This window comes from Cupriavidus pauculus (assembly GCF_022179805.1).
Classification (GTDB): Bacteria; Pseudomonadota; Gammaproteobacteria; order Burkholderiales; family Burkholderiaceae; genus Cupriavidus; species Cupriavidus pauculus_E.
The window spans coordinates 98,275-116,604 of sequence record NZ_BPUO01000005.1; the positions used below are offsets into that span (position 1 = coordinate 98,275).

18 protein-coding genes are annotated in these 18,330 nt (G+C 66.6%); 14 read left to right on the forward strand and 4 right to left on the reverse strand.

What is annotated here, in order from left to right:
* Positions 1-38 precede the first annotated feature (38 nt).
* Positions 39-824 (forward strand): GntR family transcriptional regulator, encoded by a 786-nt coding sequence (locus tag MFF62_RS11525; RefSeq protein ID WP_238263253.1) that lies wholly within the window; start codon positions 39-41, stop codon positions 822-824.
* A gap of 4 nt (positions 825-828) precedes the next feature.
* On the opposite strand, the gene MFF62_RS11530 is transcribed toward MFF62_RS11525, so the two are convergent.
* Positions 829-1,395 (reverse strand): helix-turn-helix domain-containing protein, encoded by a 567-nt coding sequence (locus MFF62_RS11530; RefSeq protein WP_238263254.1) that lies wholly within the window; start codon positions 1,393-1,395, stop codon positions 829-831.
* A gap of 168 nt (positions 1,396-1,563) precedes the next feature.
* On the opposite strand from MFF62_RS11530, the gene MFF62_RS11535 reads away from it, so the two are divergent.
* Genes MFF62_RS11535 through MFF62_RS11545 form a run of 3 tightly spaced genes read left to right on the forward strand, consistent with a single transcriptional unit; the run spans position 1,564 to position 4,712 of the window.
* Positions 1,564-2,934, forward strand: coding sequence for an LLM class flavin-dependent oxidoreductase (locus tag MFF62_RS11535; RefSeq protein WP_238263255.1), 1,371 nt, complete (start codon positions 1,564-1,566; stop codon positions 2,932-2,934).
* A gap of 13 nt (positions 2,935-2,947) precedes the next feature.
* Entirely contained in the window at positions 2,948-3,451 is a 504-nt protein-coding gene (locus MFF62_RS11540; protein ID WP_238263256.1) for a flavin reductase, read from the forward strand.
* A 1-nt stretch (position 3,452) separates the two neighbouring features.
* Complete coding sequence (locus MFF62_RS11545; protein ID WP_238263257.1) at positions 3,453-4,712, forward strand: MFS transporter; 1,260 nt, start codon at positions 3,453-3,455, stop codon at positions 4,710-4,712.
* Positions 4,713-4,731: 19 nt separating this feature from the next.
* On the opposite strand, the gene MFF62_RS11550 is transcribed toward MFF62_RS11545, so the two are convergent.
* Positions 4,732-5,082, reverse strand: a complete 351-nt coding sequence (locus tag MFF62_RS11550) for a VOC family protein (protein WP_238263258.1) — start codon at positions 5,080-5,082, stop codon at positions 4,732-4,734.
* A gap of 173 nt (positions 5,083-5,255) precedes the next feature.
* Between MFF62_RS11550 and MFF62_RS11555 the strand changes: the two genes are divergently transcribed.
* Entirely contained in the window at positions 5,256-6,248 is a 993-nt protein-coding gene (locus MFF62_RS11555; protein WP_238263259.1) for a Bug family tripartite tricarboxylate transporter substrate binding protein, read from the forward strand.
* Positions 6,249-6,330: 82 nt separating this feature from the next.
* On the opposite strand, the gene MFF62_RS11560 is transcribed toward MFF62_RS11555, so the two are convergent.
* Both MFF62_RS11560 and MFF62_RS11565 read right to left on the reverse strand, forming a co-directional pair.
* Positions 6,331-7,383 (reverse strand): porin, encoded by a 1,053-nt coding sequence (locus MFF62_RS11560; protein WP_238263260.1) that lies wholly within the window; start codon positions 7,381-7,383, stop codon positions 6,331-6,333.
* 96 nt (positions 7,384-7,479) lie between these two features.
* Positions 7,480-8,913, reverse strand: coding sequence for an aldehyde dehydrogenase family protein (locus tag MFF62_RS11565; RefSeq protein ID WP_238263261.1), 1,434 nt, complete (start codon positions 8,911-8,913; stop codon positions 7,480-7,482).
* A 74-nt stretch (positions 8,914-8,987) separates the two neighbouring features.
* Between MFF62_RS11565 and MFF62_RS11570 the strand changes: the two genes are divergently transcribed.
* From MFF62_RS11570 to MFF62_RS11610, 9 genes are all read left to right on the forward strand, one after another.
* Positions 8,988-9,641 carry a GntR family transcriptional regulator gene (locus tag MFF62_RS11570; protein WP_238263262.1) on the forward strand — a complete coding sequence of 218 codons (654 nt, stop codon included), beginning with the start codon at positions 8,988-8,990 and terminating at the stop codon, positions 9,639-9,641.
* 61 nt (positions 9,642-9,702) lie between these two features.
* The gene (locus tag MFF62_RS11575; RefSeq protein WP_238263263.1) at positions 9,703-10,689 is read left to right on the forward strand and encodes a Bug family tripartite tricarboxylate transporter substrate binding protein; all 987 of its coding nucleotides are present in this window, start codon (positions 9,703-9,705) and stop codon (positions 10,687-10,689) included.
* Positions 10,690-10,731: 42 nt separating this feature from the next.
* Positions 10,732-11,919, forward strand: a complete 1,188-nt coding sequence (locus MFF62_RS11580; RefSeq protein WP_238263264.1) for a mandelate racemase/muconate lactonizing enzyme family protein — start codon at positions 10,732-10,734, stop codon at positions 11,917-11,919.
* Positions 11,920-11,944: 25 nt separating this feature from the next.
* On the forward strand, positions 11,945-12,682 hold the full coding sequence (locus MFF62_RS11585; protein WP_238263265.1) for a ribonuclease activity regulator RraA: 738 nt from the start codon (positions 11,945-11,947) through the stop codon (positions 12,680-12,682).
* A complete protein-coding gene (locus MFF62_RS11590) occupies positions 12,675-13,496 on the forward strand; it encodes an NAD-dependent epimerase/dehydratase family protein (RefSeq protein ID WP_238263266.1) in 822 nt (273 codons plus the stop codon). Before MFF62_RS11585 ends, MFF62_RS11590 begins: the two co-directional genes overlap by 8 nt.
* The gene (locus MFF62_RS11595) at positions 13,465-14,391 is read left to right on the forward strand and encodes an SMP-30/gluconolactonase/LRE family protein (RefSeq protein WP_238263267.1); all 927 of its coding nucleotides are present in this window, start codon (positions 13,465-13,467) and stop codon (positions 14,389-14,391) included. The genes MFF62_RS11590 and MFF62_RS11595 overlap by 32 nt, the downstream gene beginning before the upstream one ends.
* A 121-nt stretch (positions 14,392-14,512) precedes the next feature.
* Positions 14,513-16,264 (forward strand): hypothetical protein, encoded by a 1,752-nt coding sequence (locus tag MFF62_RS11600; protein ID WP_238263268.1) that lies wholly within the window; start codon positions 14,513-14,515, stop codon positions 16,262-16,264.
* 237 nt (positions 16,265-16,501) lie between these two features.
* On the forward strand, positions 16,502-17,428 hold the full coding sequence (locus MFF62_RS11605) for a LysR family transcriptional regulator (protein ID WP_238263269.1): 927 nt from the start codon (positions 16,502-16,504) through the stop codon (positions 17,426-17,428).
* A gap of 260 nt (positions 17,429-17,688) precedes the next feature.
* Entirely contained in the window at positions 17,689-18,324 is a 636-nt protein-coding gene (locus MFF62_RS11610; protein ID WP_238263270.1) for a nitroreductase family protein, read from the forward strand.
* Positions 18,325-18,330 lie beyond the last annotated feature (6 nt).

The following is an 18,330-nucleotide window of genomic DNA, read 5'->3' on the forward strand; positions in this document are numbered from 1 at the left end:
TGGTTCGTCCGTGAACCGCCACAGCAACCCTGCCCAAGATGTTTGATGCCCACGCCCCGCTGACCACGCTGCCCCGCTTCCAGCAGGTTCGCCTGATCCTGCGCGACCGCATTCGCGGCGGCCACTACGCGGCGGGCCTGCCGCTGCCCGGCGAGCGGCAACTGGCCGAGGAATTCGGCGTGGCGCGCGTCACGGTGCGTTCCGCACTGGCACGGCTGCAGGAAGAAGGGCTGGTGGTGCGGCTGCGCGGCAAGGGTACGGTGCCCGTGGTGCGCAACGCGCCGCCGGCGCAGGCTGCGGTGCAGACCGTTCGCGGCGGGCTGCTCGACAACATCGTCAGCGTCAGCATGCGCACGCGGGTGCAGGTACTCGAATGGAAGCGCATGCCGGCCCCGCCGGCCGTCAGCGCCGCGCTGGCATTGCCGCCGGACGCGCCCGTGCTCAAGGTGGTGCGCGTGCGCAAGTTCAAGGCGCAGCCGATTTCGTACACCGAGGTCTTCGTGCCGGGCGAGCTGGCCGACATGATCGATCGCCATACGCTGCAGGACACGCCGATGCTCGTGGCGCTGGAACAGCATGGCATCGAGGTGGTGACGGCCGAGCAGACGCTGGGCGCCGCCGTGGCCGATCTGGATGTGGCGCGCATCTTCCGGATTGCCCCGGGCGTGCCCTTGCTGCGGGTGTCGCGCGTGGCAGCGGACGCCACGGGACGCCCCGTGCAGTTCCTGGTCGGGCTCTACCATCCGGAACGCTATACCTACCAGATGCGGCTGACGCGCACCGGCGCGTCGACGCGCGTGTGGATCGACGCCGACCAGTCCTGATTACTTACCGGCGCACCAGCGCCACCACGTAGACGCAGGCGTCCGGGCCGGGATTGATGAACGTGCACGGCGCGGGCGGCCCCAGCTGCAGGCAATCGCCGGCACTCAGCGTGTGCGAGATCTCGCCTTCCTCGAAGACCAGCGTGCCGCCGAGCACCCAGATCTGCTGGTGCTGGAATGTGAAGGCCGACGACGGATACGCCACGCGCGCCTGCGCGGGCAGCGTGACTTCCACCAGTTCCAGCATGCCGCCATTGCGCGGCGACACCGCGCGGCGCGTGTAGCCGGTTTCCGGGTCCTGCCACGTCGGCTGTTCGGCGGCGCGGCTCAGGCGTTCGCCCGCCTGCTCGGCCAGTGCCAGCAGCATCGATAATTGCAGGCCGAACGCGCCAGAGAGACGCCCGAGCACGGTGGCGGTGGGGCTGGCCTCGCCACGCTCGATCTTGCTGATCATCGCCTTGGACACGCCGGAACGGTCGGCCAGCTCCGCCAGCGACCAGCCGCGCGACTCGCGCTCGATGCGCACGCGCGCGGAGATGGCGGTGGTGGGGTCGTCGGGAAGTCGGCTCATGGCTTGGAATGGCTGGGCAAAGGCGCCGTCGGATTATAGGGGTGGGGTTGTTGTACGCGGGTAAACCCGCATCGTAAAAACCTTACGATGGTGACCATTCGTCCACTATAGTGGATGAAATCCAGAGCCGTAGTCGTATCCATTCCCTTCGACCGGAGTCGCCCCCCCATGCCGCGTGAAATCCGCCTGAACGCCTTCGACATGCATTGTGTCGGCCACATCCAGCAGGGCTTGTGGACGCATCCGCGCGATCAGTCGCACCGCTACGGCCAGTTGCAGTACTGGATCGAGTACGCGAAGACGCTCGAACGCGGGCTGTTTGACGGCATCTTCTTTGCCGATGTGGTGGGCGTGTACGACGTGTATGGCGACAGCCCCGCTGCGGCGCTGCGTGGCGCGGTGCAGGTGCCGGTCAACGATCCCACGCTGGTGATCCCGGCCATGGCCGCCGTCACCCAGCATCTTGGCTTCGGCGTTACCGCCAACCTGACCTACGAGCAGCCGTTCCTGTTTGCGCGCCGCATGTCGACGCTGGACCAGCTCACCGGCGGCCGCATCGGCTGGAATATCGTGACCGGCTACCTGGACAGCGCGGCGCGCGCCATCGGCATTGACCGCCAGGAAGCGCACGACGACCGCTACGACCTGGCCGACGAGTACATGGCGCTGGTCTACAAGCTCTGGGAAGGTAGCTGGGACGACGACGCCGTGGTGGCAGACCGCGCGTCCGGCGTCTACGCCAATCCGGAGAAAGTGCGCGTGATCCATCATCGCGGGCCGCAGTACAAGGTGGATGCGATGCACCTGTGCGCGCCGTCGCCGCAGCGCACGCCGGTCCTGTATCAGGCGGGCTCGTCCACGCGCGGGCGCCAGTTCGCGGCCACGCATGCCGAGTGCGTGTTCGTCAACGGCCAGAAGATGGAGGGCGTCAGGGAGATCGTCGGCGACATCCGCGCGCAGGCCGTGCAACTGGGCCGCCAGGCCGATGACGTGAAGGTGTTCCTGGGTGCCACGCTGGTGGTGGGGCGCACGGATGCCGAAGCGCGCGAGAAATTCGAGGAATACCGTCGTTATGTCAGCTCCGAGGCCGCGCTGGTGCATGCGGCGGCGTCGCTGGGCATCGACTTCGCGCGCTACGATCTGGACGAGCCGATCGAGACCGGCAAGAGCCAGGCCATCGTGTCGAACGTGGAGGCCATGACGCGCAGCGCCGGGCCGCAATGGACGCGCCGCAAGCTGCTGGAGCAGATGGTGCTGGGCAGCCGCCAGGCGCCGTGGGTGGGGTCAGCCGAGCGCATCGCCGACCAGCTGATGGCCTGGAGCGAGGAAACCGGCGTGGACGGCTTCAACCTGTCGCGCACCGTGGTGCCCGAGTGCTTCGAGGATGTGATCGACATGGTGGTGCCGCTGCTGCAGGAGCGCGGCGTGTACAAGACCGCGTACCAGCCCGGCACCTATCGGGACAAGCTGTTCGGCACGGCGCACTTGCCAGCCACCCACACCGCGGCGCAATATCGCGGCACAGGCGCTCAGCGCTGAAGACATACGCATCATGGTAGACAAGACGACTTTTCGCGACGCGATGGCGGGCCTGGGTGCCGCCGTCAACGTCATCACCACCGACGGCGAGGCCGGCCTGGCCGGCTGCACGGCGTCGGCGGTCTGCCCCGTTACCGACGACCCGCCCACGCTGCTGGTCTGCATCAACCGCGCCAGCCGCAACAATGCGGTGATCCGCCAGAACGGGCGGCTCTGCGTGAACGTGTTGTCCGCCGGGCAACGCGACCTAGCCATGCAGTTTGCCGACAAGGACCTGTCCATCGACGAGCGCTTTGCCTGCGCGGAATGGGCGCGGCTGGCAACCGGCGCACCCGTGCTGCATGGGGCGGTCAGCGCGCTCGACTGCGAGATCACGTCGGTGACCGAGGTGGGCACGCATACCGTGTTCTTCTGTGCCATCAAGGCTGCGCACAGCCCCGGCGGCCGCGCCGGGCTGATCTACTTCGGACGCGACTTCCACCCCGTGGGCGTGGCCGCGCACCCGGCGGCCGCCTGACATGACGTCACCGTCTTCCACCGCCGCGCCGGCGCAGCAGCGCCAGCGCGGCAAGCTATTTTCGATCGCCATCCTGCTGCTGGCCGAAGTAGCCGCCATGGGCGTCTGGTTTTCCGCCAGCACCGCCGTGGCCGTGATCAAGCGCACCGATGCCATCTCCCCGTTCGACGAGGCGCTGCTGACCAGTGCGGTGCAGTTCGGCTTTGTGGCCGGCACGCTGATGTCGGCGCTGCTGTCGCTGCCAGACCGCTACGACCTGCGGCGCCTGTTCGCCGGCTCGGCGCTGGTGGCCGCGCTGGCCACCGGTACGCTGGCGTTCATCGCGCCCACGGGCGGCATGGTGGTGGCGCTGCGCTTCGTCACGGGCATGTGCATGGCCGGCGTCTATCCGGTGGGCATGCGGCTGGCGGCCACCTGGGCGCAGGCCGACCTGGGTTTGCTGATCGGCCTGCTGGTGGGCGCGCTCACGCTGGGCTCGGCCAGCCCGCACCTGGTGGCGGCCTACCTGATGCCCGCGGCCGGTGGCCCCGACTGGCGCACGATCTACGCGGTGGCGGCGGCTTGCGCGGCCGGCGCGGCGCTGCTGATCGGCCTGGCCGGGATCGGGCCCAATCTCAAGCGCGCCGCGCGCATCGATCCCGCCAAGATCGCGCAGGCGTGGCGGCAGCCGGCGGTGCGGCTGGCCAACCTGGGCTACCTCGGCCACATGTGGGAGCTTTACGCGATGTGGGCGTGGCTGGCGCTGTTCCTGCAGCAGACGTTTGCCGCGCGCGGCATGGCTGACGCACGGAGCCGTGCGGAATTGCTGACGTTCGCGGCGATTGCCATTGGTGCCATGGGAGCCTGGCTGGGCGGATGGCTGGCCGATCGCGTGGGCCGTACGGCCGTGACCATCGCGGCCATGGCCACGAGCGCATCGTGCGCAGCGCTGATGGGCTGGCTCGAGACGGCGCCCATGGCAGTGCTGGTGACGGTGGCGCTGATCTGGGGGGTGTCGGTGATTGCCGACTCCGCGCAGTTCTCGGCCAGCGTGACCGAGCTGGCCGATCCGTCATCGATCGGCACGCTGCTGACCGCGCAGACCTGCGCGGGCTTTCTGCTGACACTGGCCAGCATCCATTTGGTACCCGACGTGGTGGAATGGCTGGGCTGGCGCGCTGGCTTCGGCATGCTGGCCATCGGCCCGGCACTGGGCTGCGTGGCGATGTGGCGGCTGCGCCAGCACCCCGACTCGCTACGGCTGGCCGGCGGCCGGCGCTGAGCGACCCGGCCCATGGCAGTTACGCATGGGCAAGGATGTTGACCAGCTTGCCGAATGGGTCCCGCACGAAGAACCGGCGCACGCCCCACGGCTCATCAACAGGACCGTATTCGATGGCAAAGCCGGCGTCGCGCATGCGCCGGTGCGCCTCATCCAGATCGTCCACCTCGATCGACAGATCCGGCACCGGCGTGCCGGAACCTCCCTCTGTCGCAAAGCTGACCTGTACGGACATCTCGGCCTGCGAGCCGTAGGTTCGAATCCACCCGTGGTCCATCAGCAGGTCAAGGCCCAGCACGTCCTGGTAGAACGCGCGGGCAGCCGTCACGTCAGTGGCGGCGACATTGGCAACGATGCGTCTGACTTTCAATTTCGATCCTCCAGTTTTGCTCCCCTCTCCCGCATCGCGGGAGAGGGGAGCAATTCGGGTTCGGGGATTTTGAACGGCTGAGCTCCATGGGACTTCACAAGTCTGTCACATAAACGTCACAATACCGGACCGATCCACGCCGCGTAGAGCGTGGCCGTATCTGGAGAGAGAAGATGACGACGAAGCCTGTTGCCCGATGTGTCCTGCGTGTCGTGGCCAGCCTGGCCCTGACGCCACTGGCGTTTGCCGCCGGTGCGGCGCATGCGGCCTGGCCTGAAAAGCCGATCCGGCTGGTGGTGGGCTTTCCGCCAGGCGGGCCGGTCGATACGCACGCGCGCATCCTGTCCGAGAAGCTGCAGCCCATTCTCGGGCAATCGATCGTACTCGACTACAAGGCCGGTGCCGCCGGCAATATCGGATCGGACAACGTGGCCAAGTCCGCGCCGGACGGCTATACGCTGCTGATTGCCAACACCGGCCAGATGGCGATCAACAATTCGCTGTATCCCAAGCTGCCCTATGGCATGCCGAAGGACTTTGCCCCGGTGGCGCGTACCGCGCTGATTCCGCTGGTGATGGTGGTCAACAACAACGTGCCGGCCAAGAACCTGAAGGAATTCATCGCCTATGCCAAGGCCAATCCGGGCAAGCTGAATTTTGCGTCGGGCGGCAACGGCGGTATCTCGCACCTGATGCCGGAGATGTTCAAGCAGGCGTCGGGCACCTTCATCGTCCATATCCCGTACAAGGGCAGCGCACCGGCGCTGACGGACGTGATGGGTGGCCAGGCGCAGATGATGGCCGATTCCATTCCGCTGTTCACCCAGTACATCAAGGGTGGCAAGGTGCGCGCGCTGGCGGTGACGTCTGGCAAGCGGTCGCCGGCGCTGCCTGATGTGCCCACGATGGAGGAATCGGGCCTGAAGGGATTCGAGGTGGTGGGCTTCTACGGGGTGCTGGCACCGGCCGGCACGCCGAAGGACGTGGTCGACAAGCTGTCGGGCGCGCTGCGCACCGTACTGGCTGATCCGGACACGAAGGCCAAGCTCGAAGCCCAAGGCGCCGAACCGGCGTGGCAATCGCCAGACGCTTTTGCCGCGACGATTGTCAACGAGCAGAAGCGCTGGGGACAGGCCGTGAAGGCATCGGGCGCGAAGATCGACTGATACGACTGATACGACTGATACCACTGATAGGGCAGGGGCGCCGGCCAGCGCCGGCTCCCTGCTTTCTCGCACTGGTCGCTGGTTAGAACTTGTGTCGGATACCGGTCGTCACACCGATGCGGGTGCTGTTGCCATAGAACGGCGTGACGAAGTTCGGCTGCGAGGCCAGCGTGCGCCAGGTGCCAGTCAGCGTGGTGTAGTCGGCTTCCACGTAGACATCGGTGCGCTTGCTGAGGTTGTAGTCGAGCATCACCGCGCCGGTGAAGCGGCTGCCGCTGTCGCCGTTGATCTTCATGCGGTCGTAGGTGCCCGTGACCAGCAGCATCCAGGCATCGCCAAACGGGTGCTTGGCGCCTGCATAGAAGGCGTTGTCGCGATAGCCGGCATTGTTGTAGGTGCTACGCGTGAAGCCCGCGTTGAACTGCGTGACGCCCAGCTTGTACGTACCCCCGACCGACCAGACCTGCTGGTCGCTCAGCGGAACCGCGGTGCCGAAGTAGGTGCTGGTGTCGCGCATGATCTGGTAGCCACCGGCGAGCTTGACCGGCCCGCTGGCGTACGTCACGCTGGCGCCCGTCGACGACGACTGGGCAAAGTTGCCCGCCACCTCGCCGAACGCGTGCTGCGCGGCCAGCGTGATCGGGCCGAACGTGCCGGCGTACTTCAGCATGTTGTCCTGCCGCACGCCGCCCGTGTAGTTGCCGCTCTGGAAGGCGACCAGCCCCAGGTTGGGCAGCGCCATCGTGTCGTAGCTGGCAATGACTTCGTGGATCACCGTGAAATCGCGGCCGAGCTTCAGCGTACCGAAGTCGCCTGACAGGCCGACGAAGGCCTTGCGGCCGAACAGCCGGCCGCCTTGCGAGGCCATGCCGGTATCGGGCAGGAAGCCGTTTTCCAGCACGAACAGCGCCTGGTAGCCATTGCCGAGGTCCTCCGTGCCCGCCAGACCGAAGCGCGTGCCGGTGAGCACGCCGTCTCCCATCTGTACCTTGCCGCTGCCCTTGGCATTCTCATGCGTGGTGTAGCGGATGGTGGTATCGACCAGGCCGTACAGCGTGACGCTCGATTGCGCCAGGGCCAGTGTCGGGCTCGCACCGCCGCAGGCCAGGCATAGCGGCAGGATGATCTTCCTCATGTTGTCTCCGTTTTTTATGGATGGATTTTGGCGGCGGCCGTTGCCGGCGCGCTGCCGTGGGACTGCGAAAAAAATCTTTGATCGATGTACGCGGCGTCAGGCGCGGATGTACGCGGTCTTGCTCGTGGTGAAGAACTCGCGCGCCGCCCAACCCTGTTCGTGCGGGCCCGATGACGATCCCTTGGTGCCGCCGAACGGCACGTGATAGTCGACGCCCGCCGTTGGCGCATTCACCATGACCATGCCGGCCTGCAGGCCGCGACGGAATCGCGTGGCCTGCGCCAGCGATTGCGTGCAGATGCCGGCCGACAGCCCATAGCCGGAGTCGTTGGCCAGCGCCAGCGCATGGTCGTCGTCGCGGGCGCGCAACACGGTGGCGACCGGTCCGAAGATTTCGTCCCGGGCGATCTGCATGTCGGGCCGGCAGTCGGCAAAGATGGCCGGCGTCATGAAATAGCCGTTGGTGGCGGCACGCACGCGCTCGCCGCCGGTGACAAGCCGCGCGCCTTCTTCCTGGCCGAGCGCGACGTAGCGCAGGTTCTTGTCCAGCTGCGTGGCATCCACGGCCGGGCCGATGTCGGTGTTGGTCTCCAGGGCGTGCCCGATGCGCAGGCGCTGCGTGGCTCCCACGAAGGCCGACAGGAATTGGTCGTAAATGCCGTCGGTGACGATGATCCGGGACGAGGCGGTGCAGCGCTGGCCGGTGGAAAAGAAGGCGCCCTGCACCGCGGCGTCGACGGCGATGTCGAGCGCGGCATCGTCCAGCACGACTAGCGGATTCTTGCCGCCCATCTCCAGCTGCAGCCGTTTTCCGGCGGTTGCCGCCGCCTGGGCGATGCGCCGGCCGGTGGCCTCCGAGCCGGTGAAGGAGACGGCCGTGACGCGCGGATCAGTGGTCAGTACGGGCCCAAGCTCGGCGCCGTGGCCCATCACCAGGTTGAACACGCCGTGCGGCAGGCCGCTGCGCGACAGGATTTCGGCCAGCGCACATGCGCAGCCGGGCACCAGTTCGGCCGGTTTGAACACCACGCAGTTGCCGAAGGCGAGGGCGGGGGCGATTTTCCAGGCCGGAATCGCAATGGGGAAGTTCCACGGCGTGATGATGCTGATGACGCCCACGGGCTCGGACGTGACCTCGATCTCGATGCCGGGCCTGACCGAAGGCAGGTGCTGCCCGTGCGGGCGCAGGATTTCCTGTGCGTAGTACTTGAAGATCTGGCCGGCGCGGACCACCTCGCCAACCCCCTCGCGTAGCGTCTTGCCTTCCTCCCGGGCAAGCAGCCGGCCCAGCTCATCCTTGCGGGCCACGATCTCCAGCCCCACGCGTTCCAGGATCTCCGCGCGCTGCTGGATGGCGCTGTGCGACCACGCGCCAAAGGCGTGCGCGGCGGCCGCGATGGCCTGTTCCGCCATGTCCGGCGTGGCCATGGCCGCATAGCCCACCACGTCGCCAAGGTCGGACGGATTGATGTTCGGCGCCCACCGCTCGCTGCCCATCCACTGCCCGTCGATCAAGTTTTCGTATCTCATTGGATTTTGGATTTTGGAAAATCCAATGTATAGTAAGCTCACGTTCCACCAAACGCAACCGGGTTTCCACGACCATGCAACGGATCAACACCCCCACATACGTTCGACTGCGCGAGCAGATCCGGGCCGATATCGCCGCTGGCATCTGGCCGCTCGGTGCGCACATCACGCTGGCGCAGATGGTCGACCGGTACGAGGTCAGCCTCAATCCCGTGCGCGAGGCGCTGCTGCACCTGCAGGGCGAGGGCATCATCGACATGCAGATGCACCGCGGCGCGGTGATTCCCACGGTGGACGCCACCTATATCTCCAACATCTACGACATGCGCGGCGCCATCGAGCAGATGCTGGCCGCCAAGGTGGCCACGCTGGCCACGCCCGAAGACCTGGAAGCCATCGACGCGGCGCGGCTGCGCCACGAGGAACTGGTGACGGGGACCGATATCGGCGCATGCGTGGCGGCCAATCGCGAATTCCATCGCGTGTTCAACGGCGTGGCCGGCAACCAGCCCGCCGTGGACGTGCTGGGGTCGCGGTCGAGCCTGGTGGATGCGTTGCGGCGCTCGCTGGGCTACGGCGCGCAACGCAAGGAAGCCGTGATCACGCAACACCGCAAGCTGGTGGCTGCCGTGCGCAAGGGCGATTCGGCGCTGGCCGCGAAGGTTGCGCTGGAACACGCGGAATCCGCACGAGACGACTTGCTGCGCATGATCGAAAAGTCGCACTAGCCGTGCGCGCCCGACCGGGCGCCACGAGAAAAATTTCCAACCCATCGAGGAGACAGCCGAAATGACATTCGGTAAGGGCGTCCTGCGCCTTGCGTTTTTGATTACCGCCAGCCTTGGGCTGGCCGAGACCGGCGCCGCCGCGCCCGCCGCCTATCCTTCCCGGCCCATCCAACTGATCGTCGGCTTTGCGCCTGGTGGCGCAGCCGACACCGTGGCACGCGCCGTGGCCGAGCAGATGGCCAAAACGCTTGGACAACCGGTGGTGATCGACAACCGGAGCGGTGCCTCCGGCAACATCGCCACGCAAACCGCGCTGGCCGCGCCCGCCGATGGCTATTCGGTGATCTTCGCGGCCATTCACCTGGCCACCAATCCGTCGATGATCGGCGTGCCCTACAACCCGCGTACCGATATCGCGATGGTCGGCCAGATGACCAGCGTGCCCGTGCTGATGCTGGCGGCCGCGTCGTCGCCCTACAAGACGGCGGCCGACGTGGTGGCGGCTTCCAGGAAGACCGATGGCGGGCTGCGCGTGGGCAGCGGCGGCATCGGCACGTCGTCGCACCTGGCGCTGGAACTGTTCAAGCGCGCCGAACACGTGCCGGCGCTGCACGTGCCTTATCGCGGCGGCACCCCCGCGCTGCAGGGGCTGATGTCCGGCGAGGTCGACGTGATGTTCGACCTGGGGTCCGGCACGATGAAGTCCTATATCGAAGCCGGCAAGGTGCGCCCGCTGGCGGTCATGCAGGCCGAACCGGTGGCCAGCATTGCCGCGCCCACCGCGCAGGCGGCCGGCTTGCCCAAGGAAACCTATATCCGTAGCTGGCAGGGGCTGGCCGTCAAGGCCGGCACGCCGCCGCAGGTCATCGCCAAACTGTACGACGCGCTGAACCAGGCCCTGCAGCAGCCGGCGGTGCGCGCACGGGTGCAGGCGCTTGGCATGGAGATCAAGCCCAGCGCTGCGCCGGCCAATTTCCAGAAGCTTTATGTCGACGAGCTGGACCGCTGGTCCGCGCTGATCAAGTCGGCCAACATCAAACCGCAGTAATCAAGCCGCAATGAACGGATCGCGCATTGCGCATTGGCAAACATGAAAATTACGAAGGTCAATGTCCATCTGATGCAGGCGGGCGCGCCCACCCATACCGCATGGGGCGGGGCGGGTAAAAGCGCGCTGGCATCGGGACGCAACTGGTTGTTCGCGGAAATCCATACCGAGGAAGGGCTCGTTGGCCTGGGCGAAGGCTCCGGCTGGCCGCGCGTGGTGGCCGCCGCGCTGCCCGACCTTGCGCCGCTGCTGGTGGGCGAGGATGCGTTCCAGACCGAGCGGCTGCACCAGAAGCTGCGCGTCGCCATGATGGGCCACGGCCACCTGGGCGTGGTCGGCAGCGGTGCATTGGCCGCGCTCGACACCGCGCTGTGGGACATCAAGGCCCAGGCACTGGGGCGTCCGCTATGCGATCTGCTGGGCGGACGCGTCAGGGACACGGTGCCGTACTACGCGCACGTCAAGGATGCCGAGACCGCGCGGGCCGCCGTGGCGCGCGGCGTGCGTGCGCTGAAGGTGGGCGGCACGCGGCAGATCGTGGAGCGTGCTTGGGCCATCCGTGAAGCCATCGGTCCCGATATCGACCTGATCGTCGACCTGCACGGCCCGGCGTGGCTGACCGGCGCCGATGCGGTAGCGGTGGGCCGGGCACTGGAAGGCGCACACCTGCTGTTCCTGGAAGAACCGGTGGCACCCGACGATCCGCTTGGCTGGCGCCGCGTGCGCGACAGCGTGGCGCTGCCGCTGGCGGCCGGCGAGCGGCTGGGCACGCTGGCCGAGTTCGACCAGCTTATCGCCAGCGGCCTGATCGACGTGGTGCAGCCCGATACCGGCCGCACCGGCGGCCCGACCCAGCTCAAGAAGATCGCGGCGCTGGCGGAGGCCAAGGCGCTGCTGGTTGCGCCGCATTCGGGCTCGCTCGGACCGGTTGCCGAGTTTGCCGCCGTCCACTGGATGGCCGCATCGACCAATGGCCTGATCCTGGAACGCCTGGAGCCGGACTGGGACGGCAAGCAGGCGGCCGTGACGCGATCCCTGCAGGCCAGCGATGGATACATCGCGGTGCCGGCCGAGGTGGGCCTTGGCACGTCGCTCGATCATGCCTTCGTTGCCGCGCACCCGAGCGAGCGCAACGTCGCGTTGCCGGCGGGCGGCTGGGAGCCGGGCACCGAGCAGGAGACGCCGTACCTGCAGGCGCGGCGCAGCCGGGCACGCCTCACCAACCAATAAACATAGCAACATAGAGACTACGACCATGGCTTTGTCCGCAGCTTTGTCCGAAAAATCGCGTGCGATCCTGATGCGCACCTCCACCGCCACGCTGACCACCATCATGTTCAAGCGCGGTTTCCGCAATGTCTTCCTGCAGGGCCTGAAGCCGCTGAACCCGCAAGCATGCCGCTTCGTGGGGCCGGCATTCACGCTGCGCTACATCCCGGCGCGCGAAGACCTGGACCCGATCACCGCGTTCGAAGACCAGCGGCATCCGCAGCGCGTTGCCATCGAGGAATGTCCCGCTGGCCATGTGCTGGTGATGGACAGCCGGGGCGATGCCACGGCGGCGTCGTCGGGCAACCTGCTGATCACGCGCCTGTGGAAGCGGGGCGGGGCGGCCGTGGTGACCGATGGCGGCTTCCGCGACAGCCCAGAGATCGCGGAGATGGATTTCCCGGCCTGGCACACGCGCCCGTCGGCCCCGACCAACCTGATCCGCCATCATGCGGTGGACCTGCAACTGCCCATCGCCTGCGCGGGCGTGAGCGTCTACCCCGGCGACATCATGGTGGCGGACGAAGAGGGCATCGTCTGCATCCCGCAGCACCTGGCCGAAGAGGTGGCGCTGGAGTCGGTGGGCCAGACGATGTACGAGGACTGGGTCAACCTGAAGATCCTGGAGGGCGCCCGCCTGCCCGGCCTGTATCCGCTGCTGGACCCGGCCCTGCAGGCCGAGTACGCGGAATGGAAGTCGCGGGAGAGCCATCTCTATGCCTGAGCAGACACCACTGGTCGTGGCGCTGACCGGCGCCGCCGGACGCCTGGCGCAGCATGTTCGGCCGCTGCTGGCGCAGGTTGCCAGCGAAGTGCGGCTGTGCGACCAGCGCGCCGTGACGCCGCAGCATCCGAACGAAACCGCGTGGCAGTGCTCGCTGGAGGATGCGGGCGCACTGGGCCGGCTGCTGGACGGTGTCGACGTGGTCGTGCATTTCGCCGGCTATCCGCGTGAAGCCCAGTGGGACGTGATCCTGCCGGCCAATGTGGCCGGTGTGGCCAACCTCTGGGAAGCCGCACGCGAAGCCGGGGTGCGCCGCATCGTCTACGCCAGCTCCAACCACGCGGTGGGCATGTATCCGCGCTCGGCGATCGTCGGCAGCAATGACGCGCCGCGTCCGGACTCGCGCTACGGCGTGTCCAAGGTGTTCATGGAAGCGGTGGCCAGCCTGTACGCGCAGAAGCTCGGCGTCAAGGCGTTCGGCATGCGCATCGGCCATTGCTCAGAAGCGCCCACCGATGCGCGCATGCTGTCGCACTGGATCAGCCCGCGCGACCTGGCGCAACTGGTTCACGTGGGCATGACGGCCGAGATTGACGAGGCCATCGTCTATGGCGCGTCGCGCAATTCGATGACGTGGTGGGACAATTCGCGCGCCTATGCGCTGGGCTATGCGCCCCAGGATTCGGCCGATGCCCATGCCGAGGCGCTGCGCGGCAAGACGTCGTCGGACCCGGTGGCGGAGTTCTATCAGGGCGGCAGCTTTGCCGCGGAGGAGTACAACGGTGATCGTTCCGCATTCGACGCGCCTCGTTGAGGTACGGGAGCGGCGTACCGCAGAAGGGCTGCACCTGCGTGAGTTCCGGGTTGGCAATCGCGTGGGCGAATGCCCGGCGTGGGACGGCAGCCAACTGGCGTGGATCGACGTACGGTCACCGGCTTTCCATGTGCTGGACCCACAGACACGCCTGATGTCGACGTGGCAGCTCGACAAGCCGGTCGGCGCGCATTGCCGGCGCGTGGATGGCCGCGTCGTGCTGGCGCTCAGCGACGAACTGGCCCTGCTGGATCCCGCTACTGGCGCATTTAACACGCTGCTCCAGCCCGAGCCCGACCGCCCGGGCAACCGGCTCAATGAGGGCCGTGTATCGCCGTGCGGCAACTGGTTCCTGTTCGGGTCGATGGACGACACCGGCGCACGCCAGCCCACCGGCCGCATCCACGCGCTGCATGCATCGGGACGCTGTCACGTCGTGCACGACGGCCTGTACGTGGCCAATGGCTTCGCCTGGGCGCCCGACGGGCAGACGTTCTATTTCTCGGACAGCATGGCCGGCATCGTCTATCGCGCGCGCTGGCTGGCGGATGCCGGCGCCATCGAGGCCATCGAGCCCTGGGTCCGAGCCGACGAACAGGCCGGGCGGCCGGACGGCGCCTTCGTGGACGACCTTGGCAACTACTGGTCGGCCGGGGTGTCGGCCGGACGCATCAACGTCTACGCGCCCGCGGGAGAGCGGCTCGCCGTCATGGCCCTGCCATGCCAGGCGCCGAGCATGCCATGCCCGGGTCCGGACGCTTCGGTGTTCGTGACCTCGCTGGTGCGGCCGCAGTGGCAGGCCGCCGACATCCGCCCCGAGGACGGGCAGCTTTTTCAACTGATGGATGTCCTGCGGGCCGGCGCGCGGCCATCGCCGCATCTGTCCATTCTCTAAGGAGTTCCACGCCCACCGACTTGTTTTGGAAGTCAGCCTGTTGTTCGCGTGCGTGGATTATGGATTATCCAAAATCAACGCCGCAATGGTTACGTCATCAAAACCCAAATAGAGGAGACACATGTACCCGCGCAACTTGACCCGCATCACCACCCTTGCCGCCGTTGCCGCGCTGAGCGCAATGCTCGCGGCCTGCGGCGGCGACGATTCACCGGCATCCGCCGGCACGACAACGCCGTCGCAAGGCGCCCAGCCTGCGCCGCCGGCCCCGCCGCCCCCGCCCACACCCACATCGTCCATCAATCCGCCCGTCAGCGCCGCCACGCGTGCCATCCTCGATGCGGATTCGGCCAGCTACGCCGCCTTGCAGCCGGTTGCCGATAGCGGCTACACCCTGCTCGGACGCCTCAAGCCGCGCACGACGATGGAACTCAAGGCGCAGGGCTTGAGCAGCACCCTGATGATCGGCGGCGAGACCACCGACCGGGGCTTCAGCGTGTTCTCGAACTGGCGCGAATACCTGAACCCGCTGGGCACGACGCGGGTGCGCGTGCAGTCCGGCTGGAACGACATCGAGCAGACCATCACCACGCCCGCCACGTACAACTTCGCCAAGCTCGACGAGATCGTCGACGGCGCCGTGGCGCAGGGGCATGCGCCGCTGGTCTTCCTGGGATATGGCAACGTACGGCCCGGGTGCACGGACTGCGGCACCGCCAACCTGGGCGGCGCCTTTCCCACCGGCGAGGGCAAGGAACGCTTCCTGAACTTCGTGGCCGCCACAGTGATGCGGTACAAGGACAAGGTGACCGACTGGCAGATCTGGAACGAGCCGACCAAGGACCTGGAAACCTACAAGACCTTGATCGTCGATACCGCCAAGCTGATCAAGCGCATCCAGCCCAACGCCAAGCTGACAATCGGCTCGTGGTACACGGTGCACTACGTGCTGGGGTGCATGGAGAACTGCAACGACAGCGCCGCGAACCAGGAGGCCCGCAACTACATCCTCACGTCGCTGAAGTACTTCTACGACAACAAGGGTCCCAGCGTGCCGAGCAAGGACGTGTACGTGGCCTTCCACCCCTACACGACCAGCGTCGATTACGACCACGTGGCCTGGTACAAGCAGAGCATGGACAACTTCCAGACGCTGCTGGACGGCTATGGCTTCCGGGTGCGCATGGACGAGAACGGCGCGCCGTCCACGCCGTGCAATACCTACGCGATGTGCAACCAGGGCACGCTGGCGTGGAGCGAGAAGAACCAGGCCAAGTACAACCTGCGGCGCGTGCTGGGTGACATGGCGCGTGGCATCGAGACCAGCATGTTCACGATCACGGACCTGCACTATGACGATGCCAAGAACACCAAGGGCCTGCTGACCACCGGCGTGTGGGATCCCACCAACGACTCGCCGTTCATCAACGGCGACCAGCGCATCAACGGCAAGAAGATCGCCTACGGAGCGTTCCAGAACGTCACGGCGCTGTTCGACAACCGCATGGAGCCGGTGGCAGACCATGGCTGCGTGGCGCCGGCCGGCTACGACGCCCATGCCTGGCGGCAGGTGAAGAACGGCGTGCCGTCCACGGTCATCAGCGTGTGGAAGATGACCACGTTGCCCGTTGCGGACGATACGGAGCCCCGCGCCGTCGTGCAGGTCACCTGCAGCCATGTCGGCTTCACCGAGATGGCGGCATCGGGCAGCCAGCCGCGCTATGTCGACATGATGGATGGCCGGGTGTACGCGATGCCGGCCGGCAGCATTGCCGCGAATGCCCCGGGTACCGTGACGTTCTCAGTGCCGGTCGCCGATTGGCCGGTGCTGATTGCCGACGCATCGGTGGTGCCAGCGGCGGCACTGCGGTAAGCATCGACCAGGCCGGGGCGGCGCAGGGACACCGCCCCGGCTTTTTCAGCCTGCCCGTCCGATCCCATCATCCCTGTTCCCCTCCATTTCTTGGTACACACACCAGGGCAAATCTTGGTTCTTCAATTCGTACGGCCGACCGTACAGAATGCGGACATCAAGACGGTCTCCCAGTCACCCAGACAGCGCCAGGTGTGAGACGGTCTCTAAGCCTTACGCCTTTGGAGAGCTGTCGCCATGGATCGTCTCGTCTCGATGCAGGCATTCACCCGTGTGGTGGATGTCGGCACCTTTGCAGGAGCCGCGGAGTCGCTCGATCTTCCAAAGGCCACGCTCACTCGCTTGATCCAGAAGCTGGAGACGCATCTCGCCGTCAAGCTGCTGCACCGGACCACGCGCCGCATAAGCGTCACCACCGATGGCGCCGCCTACTACGAACGCTGCGTGCGCATCCTGGCGGACATCGACGAAGCAGAGCACCTGCTGACGCGCCATAACAACTCGCCACGCGGCACGCTGACCGTGGACACCACGAACGGCATCGCGAAAATGGTGCTGATGCCGCAACTGCATGGCTTCTGCAATGCGTATCCCGAGATCAGGCTCGAACTGACCAGCAACGGCAAGCCGATCGATCTGCTGAAAGAGGACGTGGACGTGGTGCTGCGCGTGGGCGCGCTGGACGAAACCATGGTGGCGCGCCGCATCGGCTGGCTCAGGCTGGCCCTCTATGCGTCGCCGATTTATCTGCGCCGTTTCGGCACGCCCCGGGATCTGGCGGAACTGGCACAGCACAAGGCCGTGCATCTTCTGTCGAACCGCACCGGTCGCGCCATGCCGTGGCCGCTCGCACGCGGCAGCGAACGTAGCGAAGTGCTGCTGCCCTCGGTGATTGCCACCAACGATACCGACGTCCATCTGGGCTGCGCGCTGGATGGCCATGGCATTGCACGCATGTCCCGGGCGACGGCCGAGCCGTACGTCAACAGTGGCCGGCTGGTGGAAGTTCTGTCCGGGTGGCAGACCGACCAGTTGCCGATCTCGGCGATGTATCCGCAGAACCGGCACCTGTCGGCCAAGGTGCGGGTGTTCGTGAACTGGGCAGCCGACATCTTTTCCCGGCATCCGCATTTCGGTGCGGAGGCGCCAAAGCTCGCGGCCTGATCGGGCCACCCCCGAGCGAATTACCCAACCTCGCAACTCATGCGCGACGCATCCCCTGGGGCGCCGCTGCCGTGTGCCGGATGTGCAGTCGGCAACTCGTTTCGCTTTGATCCTTTTGAGCACTGTATTTAGCAAAAACAGTCTCGAAATTGCTAATCCGTAGACCTAAAGTGGAGGCTCACAACTAGCAGATGAAACGAACGCGCCAGAAGACGCCCCGTCCCGCCGGAGCCCCTGGCGCATCAATCCCGAAGATCAACATGACCACCGCAATCCACATGACCAACGCCGTTATCGAATGCATCCTGAGCCGCAGCGCCGCCAAGTACTACGACCCGGCCGCCACGTTGAGTGACGACCAGATCCGCGAGCTGGTGCGCATCGGCACCTCCGCGCCAACGTCCTTCCACATGCAGAACTGGCGCTTCATCGCCGTCCGCACGCCGGCCGCCAAGGCCCGGCTGAGCCCGATTGCCTGGAGCCAGCCCCCGATCATCGATGCCGCCGTGACCTTCATCGTCATCGGCCAGTTGGCTGACGCCAGCGTGATTCCGGACCGCCTGGCGCCGCTGGTGGCGGCCGGCGTGATGCCGGCGGAGATGGTGCCCGAGTGGGAAAACCCCGCACGTGATCTCTACAAGAACTATCCGCAGCGCCAGCGCGACGAGGCCGTGCGTACCGGCACCTTCGGCGCGGCCGCGATGATCTACGCGGCCCGTTCGCTGGGCCTGGGTTCCACGCCGATGATCGGCTTCGACGCCGAAGGCGTGCATCGGGAGTTTGGACTGGCCGCCAACGAAGTGCCGGTCATGCTGCTTTCCGTGGGCGCGGAGCGTCCGGGCAACTGGGCGCAGAAGCCGCGCCTGCCCGTGGCCGATGTGCTCGATCTCGTTTAACCGTCA